Source organism: Pelomonas nitida, assembly GCF_043555975.1.
Taxonomy (GTDB): Bacteria; Pseudomonadota; Gammaproteobacteria; order Burkholderiales; family Burkholderiaceae_C; genus Pelomonas; species Pelomonas nitida.
The window spans coordinates 178605-196010 of sequence record NZ_JBIGIA010000009.1 but is presented as its reverse complement, the minus strand read 5'-3'; the positions used below and the strand labels follow the sequence as shown (position 1 = coordinate 196010).

19 protein-coding genes are annotated in these 17406 nt (G+C 67.1%); 14 read left to right on the top strand and 5 right to left on the bottom strand.

The window, feature by feature from the left end; translation table 11 throughout:
- Positions 1-66 precede the first annotated feature (66 nt).
- The 5 genes from ACG00X_RS13640 to ACG00X_RS13620 all read right to left on the bottom strand — a co-directional run bounded on the left by ACG00X_RS13640 (position 67) and on the right by ACG00X_RS13620 (position 2401).
- A complete protein-coding gene (locus tag ACG00X_RS13640; protein WP_394488734.1) occupies positions 67-1158 on the bottom strand; it encodes an AAA family ATPase in 1092 nt (363 codons plus the stop codon).
- A 14-nt stretch (positions 1159-1172) separates the two neighbouring features.
- Positions 1173-1532 carry a hypothetical protein gene (locus ACG00X_RS13635; protein ID WP_394488733.1) on the bottom strand — a complete coding sequence of 120 codons (360 nt, stop codon included), beginning with the start codon at positions 1530-1532 and terminating at the stop codon, positions 1173-1175.
- Positions 1529-1852, bottom strand: coding sequence for an acyl carrier protein (locus ACG00X_RS13630; RefSeq protein WP_394488732.1), 324 nt, complete (start codon positions 1850-1852; stop codon positions 1529-1531). The genes ACG00X_RS13635 and ACG00X_RS13630 overlap by 4 nt, the downstream gene beginning before the upstream one ends.
- Positions 1853-1970: 118 nt before the next feature.
- Entirely contained in the window at positions 1971-2198 is a 228-nt protein-coding gene (locus ACG00X_RS13625) for a hypothetical protein (RefSeq protein WP_394488731.1), read from the bottom strand.
- Positions 2195-2401: an AP2/ERF family transcription factor gene (locus ACG00X_RS13620; protein ID WP_394488730.1), complete on the bottom strand. Its 207-nt coding sequence runs from the start codon at positions 2399-2401 to the stop codon at positions 2195-2197. The genes ACG00X_RS13625 and ACG00X_RS13620 overlap by 4 nt, the downstream gene beginning before the upstream one ends.
- 45 nt (positions 2402-2446) lie before the next feature.
- Between ACG00X_RS13620 and ACG00X_RS13615 the strand changes: the two genes are divergently transcribed.
- The 14 genes from ACG00X_RS13615 (at position 2447) to ACG00X_RS13550 (ending at position 17405) form a co-directional block, all read left to right on the top strand.
- The gene (locus ACG00X_RS13615; protein WP_394488729.1) at positions 2447-3631 is read left to right on the top strand and encodes a phage major capsid protein; all 1185 of its coding nucleotides are present in this window, start codon (positions 2447-2449) and stop codon (positions 3629-3631) included.
- Positions 3632-3686: 55 nt separating this feature from the next.
- Positions 3687-3977 (top strand): hypothetical protein, encoded by a 291-nt coding sequence (locus ACG00X_RS13610; RefSeq protein WP_394488728.1) that lies wholly within the window; start codon positions 3687-3689, stop codon positions 3975-3977.
- Between the two features lie 27 nt (positions 3978-4004).
- The gene (locus ACG00X_RS13605) at positions 4005-5813 is read left to right on the top strand and encodes a GDSL-type esterase/lipase family protein (protein ID WP_394488727.1); all 1809 of its coding nucleotides are present in this window, start codon (positions 4005-4007) and stop codon (positions 5811-5813) included.
- Between the two features lie 27 nt (positions 5814-5840).
- Entirely contained in the window at positions 5841-6410 is a 570-nt protein-coding gene (locus ACG00X_RS13600) for a head-tail connector protein (RefSeq protein WP_394488726.1), read from the top strand.
- Entirely contained in the window at positions 6410-6724 is a 315-nt protein-coding gene (locus ACG00X_RS13595; protein WP_394488725.1) for a phage head closure protein, read from the top strand. The genes ACG00X_RS13600 and ACG00X_RS13595 overlap by 1 nt, the downstream gene beginning before the upstream one ends.
- A gap of 17 nt (positions 6725-6741) precedes the next feature.
- Positions 6742-7263 carry an HK97 gp10 family phage protein gene (locus tag ACG00X_RS13590; protein ID WP_394488724.1) on the top strand — a complete coding sequence of 174 codons (522 nt, stop codon included), beginning with the start codon at positions 6742-6744 and terminating at the stop codon, positions 7261-7263.
- Entirely contained in the window at positions 7260-7610 is a 351-nt protein-coding gene (locus ACG00X_RS13585; RefSeq protein ID WP_394488723.1) for a DUF3168 domain-containing protein, read from the top strand. Before ACG00X_RS13590 ends, ACG00X_RS13585 begins: the two co-directional genes overlap by 4 nt.
- Positions 7611-7720: 110 nt before the next feature.
- On the top strand, positions 7721-8374 hold the full coding sequence (locus ACG00X_RS13580; RefSeq protein WP_394488722.1) for a phage tail tube protein: 654 nt from the start codon (positions 7721-7723) through the stop codon (positions 8372-8374).
- 112 nt (positions 8375-8486) lie between these two features.
- On the top strand, positions 8487-8864 hold the full coding sequence (locus ACG00X_RS13575) for a phage tail assembly chaperone (protein ID WP_394488721.1): 378 nt from the start codon (positions 8487-8489) through the stop codon (positions 8862-8864).
- A 101-nt stretch (positions 8865-8965) separates the two neighbouring features.
- Entirely contained in the window at positions 8966-9166 is a 201-nt protein-coding gene (locus tag ACG00X_RS13570; RefSeq protein WP_394488720.1) for a DUF1799 domain-containing protein, read from the top strand.
- Positions 9167-9177: 11 nt separating this feature from the next.
- A complete protein-coding gene (locus tag ACG00X_RS13565; protein WP_394488719.1) occupies positions 9178-12927 on the top strand; it encodes a phage tail length tape measure family protein in 3750 nt (1249 codons plus the stop codon).
- Positions 12928-12939: 12 nt separating this feature from the next.
- On the top strand, positions 12940-13263 hold the full coding sequence (locus ACG00X_RS13560) for a hypothetical protein (protein WP_394488718.1): 324 nt from the start codon (positions 12940-12942) through the stop codon (positions 13261-13263).
- Positions 13260-13769 carry a hypothetical protein gene (locus ACG00X_RS13555; protein WP_394488717.1) on the top strand — a complete coding sequence of 170 codons (510 nt, stop codon included), beginning with the start codon at positions 13260-13262 and terminating at the stop codon, positions 13767-13769. Before ACG00X_RS13560 ends, ACG00X_RS13555 begins: the two co-directional genes overlap by 4 nt.
- A gap of 9 nt (positions 13770-13778) precedes the next feature.
- Positions 13779-17405 carry a phage tail tip fiber protein gene (locus ACG00X_RS13550; RefSeq protein WP_394488716.1) on the top strand — a complete coding sequence of 1209 codons (3627 nt, stop codon included), beginning with the start codon at positions 13779-13781 and terminating at the stop codon, positions 17403-17405.
- Position 17406 lies beyond the last annotated feature (1 nt).

The window sequence follows — 17406 nt, the reverse complement described above, 5'->3', positions numbered from 1 at the left end:
CAGCGTGTTGGAGTCGGAGCAACCTGCGGCGCTAACCCGCAGTTCCGTTGCCGCCCCGTTGAGTGGTTAGGCGGGCACGTCAGAAAGCTCTTCTTCGGGCCGCTTCTCGTGGTCGGGCGGCTGGTAGCTGTACTCCACGCCCTCCAACTGCAGCCAAAGAAAATTGCGGCCGGCGCGGACGGTTGGCCAGTCGAGCGACTGAATCCGCTCCCAGCTGCGCGAGCTGAATGCCTTTTCGAGCCAATCGGCCTTTGCGCGCTTGGCGTCTTGTGTCGTTCCGCCGTGATGCTTGTTCAGCACTTCCGTGATCTCGTCGAGTGCGATCTCCTTGGCGCGCCTTTCCTGCATCCAGCGAGGCGTCCCGTCATCAGCAAACAGCGCCGAGTTGTCGCGGCCCGTGTCCACGCTGAAATGCTGGCCGCCCAGGTTCAGGTACTCGATATGCGGCAGGAAGTCCTTGAACGTCGGGTTCTCGAAGGTCTTTCCGTCGATCTTGGTTGAGCGGTCCTTGAGCACCGTTGCCGTGCGCCACACGCGGTTTCCGTCCAGCGCTTGGTGCTTCTCCATCAGCACGAGGATTGAGGGCTCATAGCCGGTCTCGGCCTCGGCCTTCATCTTGATGCCCGTCTTCTCCAGCTGCTTCTTGCCGGCGTCATCTTCGAAAAAGTCGTATTCGAAGCCGGCGCGGCCGCACATGATGATGTGGCACTGGCTGTTGACGAAACGGTCGGTGAACTTCGACCACTCGCCCTTGAGCCACGCCCAGTCCGAGAACTCCAAGCCGCGCTTGCGGTTGCGCTTTTGAGCGTACTCATCACACAGCACGCGCCAGAAATGGCTGATGGAGTCGATCAGCAGGACGGACCCCTCGCGCTCGGCCACGTCGACCGCCTCCAGCAGGTCCACAAACGAGCGGGTTTTGGCGACCATCAGCGAAAGGTCTGCCTCGTCAAATCGGGGCTTGACCCAATCAGAGCCGGTCTCCGTGTCGATGAAAAAGGCCGGCCGATTGCCCAGGTCCAGGCCGCGCTTGCGCATGAGTTGCACCATGCCGATGGCGACTTGGGTAGCGGTGTACGTCTTGCCGTCGCCCGCGAACCCCATCAGGCCCATCTTGAGGAAAGCTTGGCCGTTGGTGGCCGGCTGAAAGAGTGGCATGGAAGCTCCTGTGGTTAGTGGTGGCAGCACTCGCGCAGTTCGGCGCGTGCGTCGTCGGCCATCTGGCGCGCGATGTCATCGGCACCATCCTCGATAGCTGCCTTGACGGCAGGCTGCGAGCAGTAGCGCGCGGAAAGCGCATCCATCGCTGCGCAGCGCACGGCGTGCCGCTGGCCGGCATCGAACGCGAGCGCGACGAGCGCGGGGACGGACGTGGAGGCGAAGTCCTCGGCGGTCTTGTCGCGCAGGACTCGGCACCAGCCGACCGTCGGCGCGCGCGTGCACTCGCCAGATAGCCAGTCGGTCAGGCCCTCGCTGTCGCGCAAGGCATTCGCCGATGCCGCCGACAGTGCGGCGCCTGTGTAGTCGCTCATGCCGGCACCCCATGCTGCTTCGGCGCCGCAGCCTGGACGACCAGGCCGCAGACCGTGAGCACGACGTCCTTGACGGTGGGTAGCTTGCACCAGGCGTCGTCGTCTTCGATGCGGACGCTGAGCAGGCGCTCCAGGTCGATCGCCAGCTCCATGCGGTCGAGCTCGTCGGCGCCCAGCGCGCTGAGCTTGGCGTCGTCGGTCACCGTTTCGACCGGCGCGCCCAGCTGCTCGGCGATGACCTCGCGGACCTGGTTGGCGGTGTGTTCAAACAGGCCGGGCTGCGCGTCTTCAGCGCGGGCCACTTCTTCGGCGATATCCATTGCAGACCTCAAGGCAAGAGGAGGGGGAGTGCCGGCGCGATTACCAGGCACAGGGCAGCCAGCAGCGCAGCGCCGGCCGTGATGAGGCTCAGGGCCTCCTCGGTGGTGGTGTCGGTGCTCATCGCGCGGCCACCTGCACAGCAGCGGGCATCAGCACCAGCACGAGGTGCAGCACCAGGGGCACGCAGAGCAGGACCGCGCAGCCAGCGCCCAGCGCGCGCCACGGCATCGCGGGCGGCTTGCGCTCGGGCTCGCGCTGCAGGCACTCGGCCGGCTCCAGCTCGCCGGGGCAGGTGTTGCAGGTGCCGGCGGCGTCTTCCCACTGGATGAGGTCGATGATGCTCATGAGGCGCTCCCAAAGTTCAGCTTCGCGTACTGGCCGTACTTGGCGACTGCGGCAGCGTCATAGGCGCGGCCAGCTGCCTCGGCTGTGTCAAACAGACCGAGGTACTTCTTCGCGCAGGTGGCTTGGTATCGGCCGGTCTGCTTGTGCATAACGACCCCCTTCAGCTTCACGGCGCCGATCGCGACGCGGTTGGCGCAGTTCATCCACGGCTCGACATTCCGAAGGTTCTCGGGGCGGTTGACCAACGCATGCCTGCGGCCGATGCCGCCGACATGGACAACCTGCTCGGCGAGATCGAGTCCATCGACGCCGAGATCGCGCGCGAACTCCGCGCTGCGGCGCTGGCTGGCGCCAACGGCCCCAGCGAGGAGGAACTGCGCAACCGCCACACCCGCACGCAGGGCGCCCACGCCGCGACCTCCAGCGCCTTCCGCGCGTTCCTGACGGGTGGCCTTGCCGCCCTGTCCCAGGACCAGCTCGGCGAACTGCGCGCCCGCCAGGCCGGCGGTGACCAGAACGCCGCCTGGAACCTGCCCCAGGCCGCCATGAGCACCACCACGCCGGCGGAAGGCGGCTTTACCGTTGCGCCTGAGTTCAGCAAATCTCTGGAAGTCGCCATGCGCGCCTACGGCGCCATGCTGGGCGAAGGCGAACGTGTGCGCACCAGTAGCGGCGCGCAGATGAACGTGCCGGCCGCTGACCCGACTGCGGAAGAGGGCGAGATCGTTGGCCAGAACGGGCCTGCCACCGGCCTCGACACCGCCTTCTCCAACATCACGATCGACGTCTACCGCTACAGCTCCAAGAAGATCGCTGTTCCGTGGGAGCTGATCCAGGATTCAATGTTCGACATTGAGGGCTACATCCAGAGCATCCTTGCCGTTCGCCTGGGCCGCATCCGCGGCAAGCACACGACCATCGGCACCGGCACCGGCCAACCTCGCGGCATCGTCACGGGTTCTGGCACCGGCAAGACCGGCACGACTGGCCAGACCACGAGCGTCATCTACGACGACTTGATCGACCTGGAGCACAGCGTCGACCCGGCCTACCGCAACCTGCCCGGCGTCGGCTTCATGATGCATGACACCAGCCTGGCCAAGGTGCGCAAGCTGAAGGACTCCAACGGCCGCCCGATCTTCGTTCCGGGCTATGAGCAGGGCAACCCTGGCGGCGCCCCCGACCGCCTGCTCAACCGCCGCATCGTCATCAACCAGGAAATGCCGACCATGGCGGCCAGCGCCAAGTCGATCCTCTTCGGCGCCTTCAGCAAGTACTGGCACCGCGAGGTGATGGACTTCACCCTGTTCCGCTTCACCGACTCGGCATTCACGCTGAACGGTCAGGTCGGCTTCTGCGCCTTCCAGCGCTGCGGCGGCAACCTGGTGGACGTTGGCGGCGCCGTCAAGGCCTACGTCAACAGCGCGACCTGATCGCGTGAGTCTCCCGGGGCTTCGGCCCCGGGTGTGCAAATCCATCGGAGATCACATGGCCACCAAGAAACCCACCTCAGCAGACGCGTCGACCGCCGAGCCGACCTCCCCAGCAGACGCGCCGGCCGCCGCCGAGCTGACCGTGCTGCTGCTGCGCGCGGAGCACATCGATGGCGTGCGCTACGCGGCCGACACGCTTCTGACCCTGCCCGCCAGCCGTGTGCAGGCGCTTGTTGACGACGGCGCCGTCGATCAGCACCCCGAAGCCATCGAAGCCGCCGCGCAGCGCGGCGCCGCCTCCGTTGTGCACGTCGAGCCCGCCGCCGAGGCGCAGGCCGCCGAGTAATCAGCCCCATCAGATCCAGCCACCGCCATGACCATCAAGCTGCTCACGCCCCGGGGCTCCATCCCCGTGAACGCCATCATCACGCTGGACGCAGCCACGGAGGCCGCCCTGGTGGCGGAAGGCGTTGCGACGACCAACACTGCCGGCGGCACGGTGTGGAACGGCCCGCCGCGCAATTCGTCGGAGCCGGCGGCGCAGGCGTATGCGGGCGCGGGTGCGGTGTCAGGGGGCGGGAAAACCGCTGCCCTGACTCTGGTTTCCATCGGGGATTCGAACAACAACAACGCGAATTCGAACAACGGCCAGACCGGCGCAGCCAACTTCACGCGCCAGTTCAAGACCAGCGACATCGGCTGGCTGACTTGGTTCCTGATCTTTATCGCAGGCGCACTCAAGCTGATTCGGAACTCGGGCCGTGCAGGTGACACGTCGGGAGACATGCGCGCGCGGTTCATGACCGATGTTGTTGCGCTGTCGCCATCTGTGGCGCTCATCGTGTGCTCCATCAATGACCGCCAGTTGGGCGGGCAGGCTGACCTGGGCTACCAATATTCGATCGACAACTACCAGTGGATGGCTGAAACGGCTTTGGCTAACGGCATCCAGGTGATCTTTGCGACGGCCCTGCCGAACAACTACATCAACAGCCTTGGCGCCGGCCACATCAAGGTCGAGAACATGCTGCGCGTGAACGACTGGATGCGCCGCTACGCCGAGACCAAGCCGGGCGTGATGCTGCTCGACGCCTTCACGCCGATCCAAGATCAGACGACGTTGTGTGATGCGGTTGCTGGCAGCTTTAACACCCCGACCGACAAGACGCATACCCTCGTCATCTCCGCCTGGAAAACGGGCCTGGCGTTGGCTAAGTCAGTGGCCGGGATCTTCAAGCCGCGCCCGGTGATCGCCTCGCTGGGCGGTGTGGCGTCTGCCACCAACCCTTACGGCAACCTCGTGAAGTACCCCACCGTGAGCGGCACGGGTGGGACTATGCCGGGGGTTTACACATCGACGCTTGCCGGAGTTTCGATCACCGGCACCGGCGGCCAGTTCAGTTGCAACAGCACGTCGTTGGTGGTAGGCCAGGCTGTCACGATCAGCGGAACGTTTGCCGGCGGTGGCAGCATCACCGGGTATTCGAACCCGACGACTTACTACATCATCGCCACGAACGGCTCGACCACGTTCACGCTGTCTGCAACGCAAGGCGGGGCGGCCATCACGACAACCGCCGGCACGCCAACTGGCCTCACTTACACGGTGAGCGGCAGCGTGCCCGACGGCTGGTGGCTGCAGAACGACGGCAACGCGGTTTCCAACGCGGCGCACACCGCCGTGATGACGCGGCCGGCGCGCACCGATTACCCCGACATGACCTGGTGGCAGTCAACCGTCACCTGGTCGGCATTGCAGAACACCGTCACGGTGTTCACACATCGGCTTTTGTCGGCGGCAACGCTCACCATTCCGGCGGGTGTCAATGTGGGCGATCTGATCGATTGCGCCATCGAGCTGGAGTACAGCAGCGTCAAGAACGCTGGCGCGTACACGGCCGGAGCGCTGACTGTCGAGTTTGTCGCGCGGCAAGGTACCACTGACCTGACGTTCACTGATGGCCAGTGGGACAACGGGCAAACCTATGTGGCCGGTCTGACCAGCGGTCAGTCGCCCACAACCCCAACGCCTGACTTTGCCGGTGTTGTCGCTGCCAACGGCATGCCGCTTCCTGCCGGCTGCGACAACATCATGGTCCGCATCCAGTGCCGCAACCTTGCAGGCACGGTGGGGGGCTACACGCTGCGTATCGGCCGCACGTTTGTCGGCAAACGGCTCTGATTCCCATCCCCTCCGCGAGCACACCCTATGCCCACTCGCATCTCCTACGTCGACGGCAGCGTCGAGCCTGTCACCCTGGCCGAGGCCAAGCTGGCCGCCCGGTTTGACGGTGACGACCTCGACGCGCTGATTGCCGGCGCCATCACGGCGGCGCGGGAGTCGGCCGAGCAGATCACCGGCCGCATCTACCGGCCGCAGGTGCTGCGCACGGAGCTTGATGACTGGCCGGCCGACGCGATCGCCGTCAGTGCGGCCACCGGCTGCGCGATCAAGTACTGGACTGCCGGCGGCTTTGCTGCGCTCGCTGGCAGTGCCTACGCCTTCGCGGCGGGCGGCATCGGCGGCAATGGCACGGTCATCGCGCCGGCCATCGGCGCCAGCTGGCCGGCGCTGGCCGATCGCGCCGCCGGCCCGCGCGTGCAGATCGACCTGACCGCAGGCCCGGCATCGCCGGCCAGCGTGCCCGAGCAGGTCAAGCTCTACATCAAGGCTACTGTCGCCGCCTGGGTTCGCAGCCCCGAGGCGATGACCAGCACCAGCCTCGCACCCAACCCGCTGCACGAGCGCCTGCTCGACGCTGAGCGCACGTTCGCGTGATGACCCTCAATCACCGCATCACACTGCAGCGCCCCGCGAGCGGCGAGGACGCTCTGGGGCAGCCTGTCGTCGGCTGGGTCGATGTTGCGCCGCTGTGGGCCGATGTGCGCCACCTGTCGGGCGCCCAGGCCATCAAGGCCGACGCCGCGCTCAGCAAGGTGCGCGCGAGCATCCGCGTGCGGGTGCGCGGCGACTTGGCGGCAGGCATGCGCGTGGTGCACACGGCCGCCGGCCGAACCACGACCTACGAAGTGCAGGCCGTGCTGCGCCCCAGCGCCGACATGGTCGACCTTGTCTGCGAGGCCGTGTCGTGAGCGCCTTTGCAATCACCATGACCGCCGCCGACTTCGGTCTTGACGCGCTGGCGGCCGATGCTCACGCCGCCGCCCGTCCGGCCGCGCAGGCGGCGGCACAGGTGCTGTACGACCAGGTCAAGCTCAACGTCAGCCGCCTGCGCCGGGTCACTGGCAACCTCGACCGCAGCATCTACCAGGCCTTCATCGACGGCGACACCACGCCGGGGCGGGCCAGCTACCGCGTCAGCTGGAACAAGACCAAGGCCCCGCACGGCTTCCTGGTCGAGTTCGGCTACCTGCAGCGCTACGAGATCGCACGCGACTCGCGCGGCCGCATGTTCCCGATGGTTCGGCCCGAGATGGTGGGCCAGCCCAAGCCCAAGCGCAGCGCCCCCCAGGCCGTGAAGGACGCCTACTACGTGCCACGCATCGGCGGGCCGCGCCAGATCCCGGCCAAGGCCTTCCTCCGCAGCGCCGCCGCCAAGATGCCGCAGGCGCAAGCCGCCATGCGCGAGCGCTGGCTCGCCGAGCTCGCAGCCAAGGGGTACGTCAAATGATGGAGGCCGATCTGGTCACGGTGCTGAAGACCTGCTGCCCGCGCGTCTACCCTGACTTCGCGCCGGCTGGCGCCGCGCTGCCCTATGTGGTCTACCAGCACATTGGCGGCACCCCTCAGCGCTATGTCGATGGCGGCTCTGGCCTGCGGCACACCATGCTGCAGATCAACAGCTGGGCCACCACGCGCGGCGACTCGCTGACGCTGGCGCGCGCGATCGAGACGGCGCTGTGCGCAGCGACCGCATTCACGGCCAAGCCCGACTCCGAGCCCATCGGCGATCTCGACGACGACACCGAGCGCCGCGGCTCCATGCAGGACTTCTCGGTCTGGAGCGCTCGCACCTGACCTAACGCCGGCCGCAAGGCCTGACACCCAACAACCCGCCCGGGGCAACTCGCGGCGGGTTTTTCTTTGCCCGCTGCAGCGGGCTTTTTCACATCTGAAAGGCCCTCACCATGGCTCAAGTACCCACCGGCACCACCGTTGCAGTTGCGGCGGTTTTCGCCTCCTCGCTGCCCTTCACGACGGCGTCCAACGCCACCGAGGCCGTGCTCGGCATGGCCAGCACCACCGGCCTTTCTGCCGGCGACATCGTGGAAGTCACCAGCGGCTGGGGCCGCCTGAATCTGCGGTCTGCCCGCATCAAGGCGGTCACTGCCAACGTCTCCATCACGCTGGAGGGCATGGACACCACCAACACCACGTTCTACCCGGTCGGTGTTGGCGCCGGCTCTGTGCGCAAGGTCACCACCTGGCAGACCATCGACAAGATCACCGGCATCAGCAGCTCTGGCGGCGATCCCGTGTCCGTTGACTACAAGTACATGGACTCCGACGTCCGCTACTCGATCAACGACGGTTTCAACGCCTCAAGCTACCAGCTGACCATCGACGCCGACGCCATCGGCGGCGCTGGCTACACCACGCTCAAGAGCCTCACCGACGTCCAGACCAACACCATCCTGCGCATCACCACGCGCTCGGGTCAGGTCAACCTGGTGCCCGGCACGGTGGCGCTGAACGAGGCCGTGCAGCTCAACGACGGCCAGATCAACACGGTCACCTGCGCGGTCAACGGAAACAATCGTCTTACCCGCTACGCCTCCTGATCACCGCGCCTAACGGCGCACCTCATGCCACGGCCCGGCCGGGTTCTCCTCTTCGCGGGGGATGCCTGGCTGGGCACGGGCTTTTCAACATCCCCGCGAAGGACACCAAACCATGACAGCCAAGATCACCCTGGGCAAGCCGCCCAAGACGTTCGCTCCCGTCGACGTCAAGTTTGAAATGCCCGATGGCACCGAAGGCGCCATTCGCTGCACCTTCAAGTACCGCAGCCGCAAGCAGTTCGGCGCGTTTCTGTCGCAGACCTTCGACGCGCCGGACGCCGATGGCGCCGACCCCAGCGTCTCCGACATCATGGCCGCGGCCGTCGAGAAAAACGGCGCCTATCTCGTCGACGTGCTCGACAGCTGGAGCCTCGACGAGGCGCTGAATGCCGAGAACGCGGCGCAGCTGGCCGACGAGTACCCGGCAGCCGCTCGCGCCATCATGGCCGCCTACGGCCGCGCCGTGAGCGAGGGCCGGCTGGGAAACTGACCCAAGCCGCCAGGGCCCTTTACTACAGGTCGAAGCCTGGCGGCCTCTTCACCGCTGAGGACTACGGTTATGACCACGTCGAGCTGTGGCCCGACAACTGGTTGCCTTGGCGGCTTTTCCTCGACGTGTCCACTCAGTGGCGTGTCGGGATGGGCGGTGCTACCGGCCTTGACTACACGCCGCTCATGCGGCTGCTGGACCGCGAGCAGCTGAACGCCGACGACTGGCGCGACACCTTCGACTCCGTGCGCGCCATTGAGGCCGCAGCCCTTGACCAGATGCGCGAGAACGCCGCGCCCTGAAAGACCACCCCATGACCGAGAACGCCCGCGAAGTTGAACTGCGCGCCACCATGGACGCCTCCGGCGTCCGTGCCGGTGTCGAGCAGGCCAAGACCGCCATCGTCGATCTTGGCAAGACCGCCGAGCGCGAGGGCGCCAAGGCCGGCGATAACCTGGGCAAGACGGGCGACGGCGCCGAGAAGGCGGCCGCCAAGGTCGCCGCCGCGCAGAGCAAGATGCAGGCCGCCATTGAGCGGTCCACTGCAGCGCTGCAGGCTGGTGAGCGGGGAACGTCTGCCTACTTCGAGGCGCTGTCCAAGCAGCGCGGCCTCTCTGTCGACGCCCTCAAGCCCTACCTCGACGACCTGCGCAAGGCTGAGGTGGCTCAGAAGGCGGCATCGTCCAGCCTGGGCGGCATCGGCGTCAGCGCTGCACAGACGAGCGCCGCACTGCGCCAGCTGCCGGCGCAATTCACCGACATCGTCACCAGCCTGCAAGGCGGCCAGGCGCCGCTCACGGTGCTGCTGCAGCAGGGCGGGCAGATCAAGGACAGCTTTGGCGGCGCAGGTGCTGCTGCGCGCGCACTTGGTGGTTATGTTCTAGGGCTGGTGAACCCGTTCACCGTGGCCGCTGCGGCTGCTGGCTTGCTGGGGCTGGCATACATCAAGGGTGCCGAAGAGGCTCAAGCCTTCCAGAAGACGCTGATCCTCACTGGCAACGTGGCCGGCGTCACTGCGCAGGAGCTCAGCGGAATCTCGGCAAGCATCGCGGGCTCTGGCGTCACGCAAGGAGCAGCCGCTGAGGCGCTGAACTTGCTGGCGTCATCCGGCAAGATCGGCGCCGAAAGCCTCGGTCGCTTTGCGGCTGCTGCCGTCCAGCTGCAGCGAGTTGGCGGCCCCGCCGTCGAAGATACCGCCAAGGCCTTCGCCGATCTTGGCAAAGACCCGCTCAAGGCGTCGATCAAGCTCGACGAGTCCACCAACTTCCTGACTGCCTCCGTCTACAAGCAGATCAAGGCGCTTGAAGAGCAGGGCCGCGCCGCCGAGGCTGCGAGGGTGGCACAGGAGGCATACGCCTCCGCGATTGAGGACCGCTTCCCCAGGCTGGAGAAAAACCTCGGCTCACTGGAGCGCCTGTGGCTCAACATCAAAGACGCCACCTCTTTTGCAACCAGCGCGGCCAAGGCGATCGGCCGGGATGACACGATCGTCAGCCTGGAAGCCAAGATCGCGCAGGCGAAGAGGCGCCGGGACGTGCTCTCAACCGGCAACGCCGCCGACCAGACGCGCGCCGTGCAGCTCACTGAAGAACTGCGCATCATGGAGCAGCAGCTTGCGACCTTGGAGGCGCAGGAAAGCCCCGCCAAAGCGCGCGCCGCGACGGCCGCTCAAGAGGCCAAGGACAAGGCCGCGCTGCAGGAGTTCGACAAGCAGTCCCTGCAATACCTGTCCAAGTCTGCCCAAATGGAGCGCGAGCTGACGGCTGCTCGCAATCAGTATCAGGTCCTAGTCGAGCGCGGGCTGATCAGCGTCCAGCAGTACCGTGACGTGCTCGATGGGATCCGCGACAAGGCGCGCGACAAGAGCGCCGACAACGCCGCCCAGCGGGCGCTGGAGCAAGAGGCGGCTCTGCTGGAGCGCCTGTCTGGTCTGTCTGGCACGTATCAGAAGGATCTGCGAGCGCTCAAGGTGCTGCGTGATGGCACCGCAGCCGGCGAGGAGCGCTACGTTGATGCGGTCAAGGAGCTGATCGCCAAGCAGCCTTTCGCAGTGAAGCTGGAGAAGGAGCAGGCTGAGGCGGCAAAGCAGGTGGCCGACGCCATGGCCCGAGGAAACGACCTTTACCTCAAGAAGATCGACGCCATGGACCAGAGCGCCGAAGCGGTGGCAAAGCAGGTCCAGAAGCTGCGCGACGAGGAAGAGGCATTGGGCGTTTCAGCAGCGCTCAATGTCAGCCTGGCCCAGGCCGTCGAGTTGGTCGCGATCAAGCGGCTGGATGAGCAGAGGGCCAGGGCTGTCGCTGCGAACGATCAACGCACGGCAGACGCACTGCAGCGCGAAATCGACAAGCGCAAGGAGCTGGCTGATGTCATCGGCAACAAGGAGACCCGCGACGCCGCCAAGAAGTCGGCCGAGGAGGCGACCAAGGAGTGGACGCGCGCCAGCAACGAGATTGAGCGGACCCTGACCGACGCGCTGATGCGCGGATTCGAGAGCGGGAAGGGCTTCGCGAGGAACCTTTGGGATGCCGTCGTCAACCTGTTCAAGACTCAGGTGATCAAGGCAAACATTCAGCCTTACATTTCCCAGTTCGCCGGCGGCATCGGCTCGATGCTGGGCCTCACCGGCACTGCAACGGCCGCCACAGGCAGCGGCGTCCTGGGTGGCGCCGGCTCCATCGGCAGCTTGGGATCGCTGCTGGGCTTGAGCGGGCTTGGCAGCGCGTTCAGCGGCGGCGCCATGCTGGCCATCAACGGGGGCACCGGCCTTGCGCTTGATGGCGCAGGCGCGCTGCTCGGCAGCGGTGCGTGGGGGCAGGGCCTTGCGCAGGGTGCCGGCGCGCTGGCGCCGTGGGCACTTGGCGGCGCGGCGGGCATCTTCGGCGGCCGGGCCATCAGCGGCGGCTACTCGGCGTTTGGCGGCAGCGGCAATGCGGCCGTCAACATCGGCACAGCGCTGGGCACTGTCTTCGCTGGCCCCATCGGCTCTGTCATCGGTGGCGCCATTGGCGGCATCGTCAACCGTGCTTTCGGCATGGGCGCGAAGCAGACGGGCGAAACCGGCATCACGGGCTCTGTCAACGCGAGCGGCTTTGCTGGCCAGGCCTACGCCAACTGGACGAAAAAGGGTGGCTGGTTCAGGTCCGACAAACACGGCACCGACCTCAGCGCCATCAGCGCCGAGCAAGATGCCGTGCTCGACACCGGGATCAAGGCGCTCTACCAGGTCACGAGCGAATACGCCAAGGTGCTCAGCCTGCCGGTCGACACGGTCAACAACTACGCGGCTGACTTCAAGGTCGCCTGGGGTAAAACGGAAGACGAGAACAAGGCCGCCATCCAGGCGGCCATCACCAATCTCGGCGATGACCTGGCGAAGCAGTTCACCGCACAGCTGACGCCGTTTCAGAAGGCCGGCGAGACGCTGTCGACGACTCTGGCGCGCCTGTCGACGCTGCAGACCTTCTCAAACTCGATCAACTCGCTGGGCGGCATCTTCGCCAAGATCGCCGGGTCCAGCGTGGATGCGCGCGAGCGCATGATCGAGCTGGCCGGCGGCATGGATGCGCTGAGCCAGCAGGCCCTCGGCTTCGCGCAAAACTACTACAACCGCGACGAGATCGCTGGGTTCAAGGCCAAGGACATTCAGGCCGCTCTGTCGTCTGCCGGCATCACCACCGACGTCAACAGCCGCGAGCAATTCCGCGCGCTGGTCGAGAGCATCAACCCCGCCACGGAGACGGGCGCCAAGCAGCTCGCCGTGCTGCTGCAGCTGCAGGGCAGCTTCGCCACCGTGGCCGACTACCTGGCCGAGACGGGGCAGACGCTCAGCGGCGCAGCCGCACAGGCCCCCGCGTCCGACGCCCTGAGCCCGCTGCTTGCCAGTGCCACGCAGCAGGTGCAGCTCGCGCAGCAGGGCATCGACGCCCAGTACCAGACGCGCGACGCGACGCTGCAGATCGTCACGGCCGTTCAGCAGCTCACCAGCGTGCTCATCACAGGCACAAGCGCCGTCTGCACGCCGTCCAGCAGCTCGCGCCAGCCTGAGGTCGTCCTGGCCTGACAGAGACCACGCATGCCATACCCAACCTATCCCATCGTCCAGGACGAGAGCGAGTCCGTTGTGGGCGCCGGCATCCAGGCCGTGCGCGCCACAAACGGCATGCTCAAGCGCCGCCGCCTCTACAGCGCCGACAAAGCTGACTTCACGATCGTGCACATCCTCGGCCGCGCTGACCGCGACACCCTGCTCGCGTTCTGGGAGGCCAACAAGGACGCCAACTTCGATTTCCGCTGGCCGGTCGATGGCGCCACCTACACCTGCGGCTTTGTCGACAAGCCGCAGGTCTCCCCGCGCACTGCCTATTACCACGTCACCGTGAGGCTCGCGCAGGTATGAAGGCCCTGTCCGCCGCCCTCTCCACGGCGCTGGGCGCGCCCGTGCAGCGACCCGCGCTGCTGGTGGAGCTTGCGTTCTCACCGGCCAAGCGCTGGAGCAGTTACTCGGATCTCACATGGGCCGGCGTCAACTGGGCCAAGGAGGATGTGTCGCTGGAGTCGCTGCAGGTCGGTGCGCTCAGCCTGACGGGCGCGCTGCGCATCGGCAACGGCGACGGCGCCATGGCGGCGCTGGTGCGGGCCCAGGGCGTGCAGGACCGCAGCGTGCGCATCTGGGGCTACGACGCTGGCGCCACCGCCGCGGGCGATGTCGTGTGGCTGGCAGACGGCATCTGTGGCGCCGCGCAGATCGGCGCCGATGCCGTGCGCATCGAGCTGCGCCACCCGTGTGAGTACACCCTCTCGCCGCGCACCTTTGTGACTGATGGTGATTTCGCGCCGCTGCTGCCCGCCGGCACGGTGCTCAAGATCAACGGCCAGGCCTACACGCTGGCACGCCGCAACTGACCGCACGCGATGGCACTCGTCTCCGACTCCCTCACCATTCCGCCTGCGTCCAGCCTCAACGGCACGGGCGCCAGCGCCTCGGCTCGCCAGGTCGCCGCAGCCGCCTCGCGCGCCGTCGTGCCGCTGGTCTACGGCGAGGACCGCATTGGCGGCCTGGTGCTCAACGTGCTGCCCAAGGCCGGCACGCCCGGCACGCTGCTCGTGCAGGTGCTGTGGTGCCTCGGCTGCGACAGCATCAACGACCTTCGCCTTGGCGACGAGGTGCTGCCCGCCAGCATCACGGCCGTGCACTACGCGGGCGACCAAACAGCCGCCGACGCCACGCTGGCCGCCGCGATTGCGGCCCAGGGCATCACCGCCGCCGTGCGCCCGCTCACCGGCCACGCGTGGAGCCTCATCACCATGCCGGCGGCGCTCTTCAGCGGCACGCTCAACTTCACCGCGCGCATCCGTGGCCGCAAGTGCTACGACCCGGCGTTTGACACCACTGCCGGCGGCGCCGGCCCGCAGCGCCTGGCCGACCCGAGCACCTGGGCCTACAGCGAGGTGCCGGCCGTGTGCCTGGGCGACTTTCTCGCCAGCAAGGCCTACGGCTGCGGCGTGGCGGTGGACTGGGCCAGCGTCAAGGCCGTGGGCGCCGCCAACCGCGCCATCGTGCCCGGCAGCAGCGAGATGCGCCGCGTGCTGGGCGTGAGCTTCACGACGCCCTCGGCCGCCAAGGACGTGGCCGAGACGCTGCGCGCCTATGCCGGCTGCTTTTTGCTGCCGAGCGCCGGCGGCGTGCGCCTGCTGGCCGACGCCAACGACGCACCGGCGGCCACCTACCGCCACACCAGCGGCGACATCAGCGCCATCGACTCGCTGGAGCTGCGCGACCTCAACCAGGCGCCCACCGCCGTGGAGGTCATCTACACCGACACCAGCGCCATCCCCTGGCGCGACGCCTCGGCCGTGGCCCAGCTCGACGGCGCCGGCACCACCAAGCCCTGGCGGTTGAGCCAGGTGCGCATGCCCGGCATCCACCGCTACAGCCAGGCCCTGCGAGAGGCCACCGAACGCCTCAACAAGCTGGTGTTGTTCGATGTGTCGACAAGCCTGGAGGTGTTTGACAACGGCATCCGCCACGACGAGGGCGACATCATCAACGTCGAGCACCCCATCGGCCTGGCCATGGAGGCGATGCGGGTGACGGCCGTCAGCCTCGCGGGCCCGGGCCGCTGGCGGCTCGACCTCGTGCGCCACAGCGCTGCCGCCTACAGCGACAGCGTGGCCACCGTCGCCGCCACGGTGGACGGCGCCCGCGTGCTGCCCATCGCACCGCCGGCCAACGTGGAGGGCCTGGTCGGCGCCGTGGGCAAAGGCGTCATCACCTGGAGCTGGACACCCAGCGCCGAGCGCTACTACCTGGAGACCCGCGCCCGCCTCAACGGCAGCAACTGGGACACCGCCACGCCGCTCTGGTTTGGCCGCGCCAGTGCGCTCGTGCAGACAGTTGGCGCGCCGGGCACCTACACGCTGCGCGTGCGCCACGCGGTCATCGATGGGCAGGAGAGCCTGGGCACCACATCGGCCAGCGTCACCGTCACCACGGCCGACCTCGACCCAACCCAGCCCGACCCCACGCCACCACCCCAGCCCACGCTTCCCACGCTCACTCCTGGCTTTGCCACCGTGCTCATCGAGCAGGCCCTGCCCACCTACACCGTGGGCCACGGCCACGGCACCACGCGTGTTTACGGCAAGGCCTACACCAGCGGCCCGCTGCCGACCTTCGCCGACGCCAAGCTGCTGGGCGAGTTCGCCGGCGGCGCCTACGGCCTTCCGTGCGCGCTGGGCACCACGCTGCGGCTGTGGATCACCTGGGTCACCCGCGACGGCTACGAGAGCACCACGCCGGCTGGCGGCACCAACGGCATGGCCGTGACCACGGGCAAGATCGGCAATGCCGACATCGCGCCCCTGGCGATTGCTGCAGCTCAGCTGGCCAATGATGCGGTGGACCTCGGCGGCAGCAAGGTCACCGGCACCATCACCGACCCTGCGCGCTTTGGTGCTGCTGCCATCGGCTACACGGTCACACAGTACCTCGTGGCCACGAGTGGCGTGATGGGCAACCTGGTGGTGGACAACGGCCAGATCTCCAGCCTGAGCGTGGCCAAGCTGCTGGGCGGCTCGCTGTCGGTCAGTGCGTACATCCAGAGTCAGAACTACTCGCAGGGCGTCAGCGGCTGGCGGATCAACGCGGACGGCACCGCCGAGTTTTCGGCTGCCTCCATTCGCGGCCAGTTGACTGCAGCGCAGATCGATTCGCGCGGGCTTAGCATCAAGGATGCCGCGGGCAATGTGCTCCTGGCCGCCGGCACGCCGCTTGCGGCCAGCAACATCACGCCGGCGGCGGGATGGCTCAACAGCAACATCAGCATCGGCGCCAACGGCGCTCTGATCGGCGGCGCCGGTGGGCAGGTGACGCTGCCAGGGCTGGGCCTGCGCGCGTACACGATCAGCTCGACAGGCTACACCTCGACGCCTCGAATTGCGATTGGCCTGTGGCGCGATGGAGCGCAGATTGATGGGTCCGGCGCATGGTGGAATTTCCGCGTCATCAACCGCTACACCGGCGTACTTGGATACGCGGTCACCTGGCACCCCGGAGATGCTGACTCCAAGTGCGACGACATCGCGGCAGCTCTCAATGCCTTTGGCAATAGCTACATCCTGGCAGTCTGGACCAACGACCATCCGAGCGGCAAGATGCCGCTGGCGCCGCTGATCGCGGCCATGAAGCGCTGCGGCGCTTCGGCGCTCAAGTTGCAGGGTGCAACCTTCACCGGCATGTTCCGCGCAGCCTACTGCATGGTTGGTGTGTGCGGCGCGGGTGAGGGCACTGGGCTTGAGGTCATCGCGCCGGCATCGGCGATGGCGATTGAGCTGCCGTTTTCCCTCGACGCCAACGGCAACTTGCTCGGCGTCAATGCCGGCAAGACAACCATCGTCGACTACGGATACACGGGCGACCTCAACGCCACCAATGGCGCCCCGGCCGGCACCTACGTGGGCTCCAATCTCGCGCAGGATCTGGAGACGCTGGCCGGCGCGCAGGCCAAGGCGGATGCAGCCGCCAACTCGGCAACGTCGGCGGCAAATACATACGCTGCAGCCGTGGCCGACCTGGCGCGCATCAACGCCCAGGCCCATGCCGACAACATCGTGGACGCGGAGGAGACCCGCGCGATCGCCGACGCCTCCAACAAGGCCGAGGCCGCGCGAGCTGCTGCGGTGGCCGCCGCTGCCGCAGATGCCACAGCCAAGGCCGACGTGGCGGCGCTCACTGCCAACTGGTCCGGCGTGACGGGCCCCGGGAAGCCGCAGGACAACGCCACCGTGGGCGCCACGATCGGCACCAATCTCGGCGGCGCGTTTACGCAGGCCAGCTGGGACGTCGTGATGTCGAACGCCTACATCCGAGCCTCGCACATCCAGCAGCTTACGGCCAACAACCTGACGGTGGACGCGCTGAGCAGGACGGTCAATGGCCAGGTCTCAGGATCGCCCAGCGGCGCCCGGGTTGAGATCACGGCCAACCGCGTCAGCATCTACAACTCGTCCAACGCCGAGCGCGTGCGGCTGAGCGCCTGAC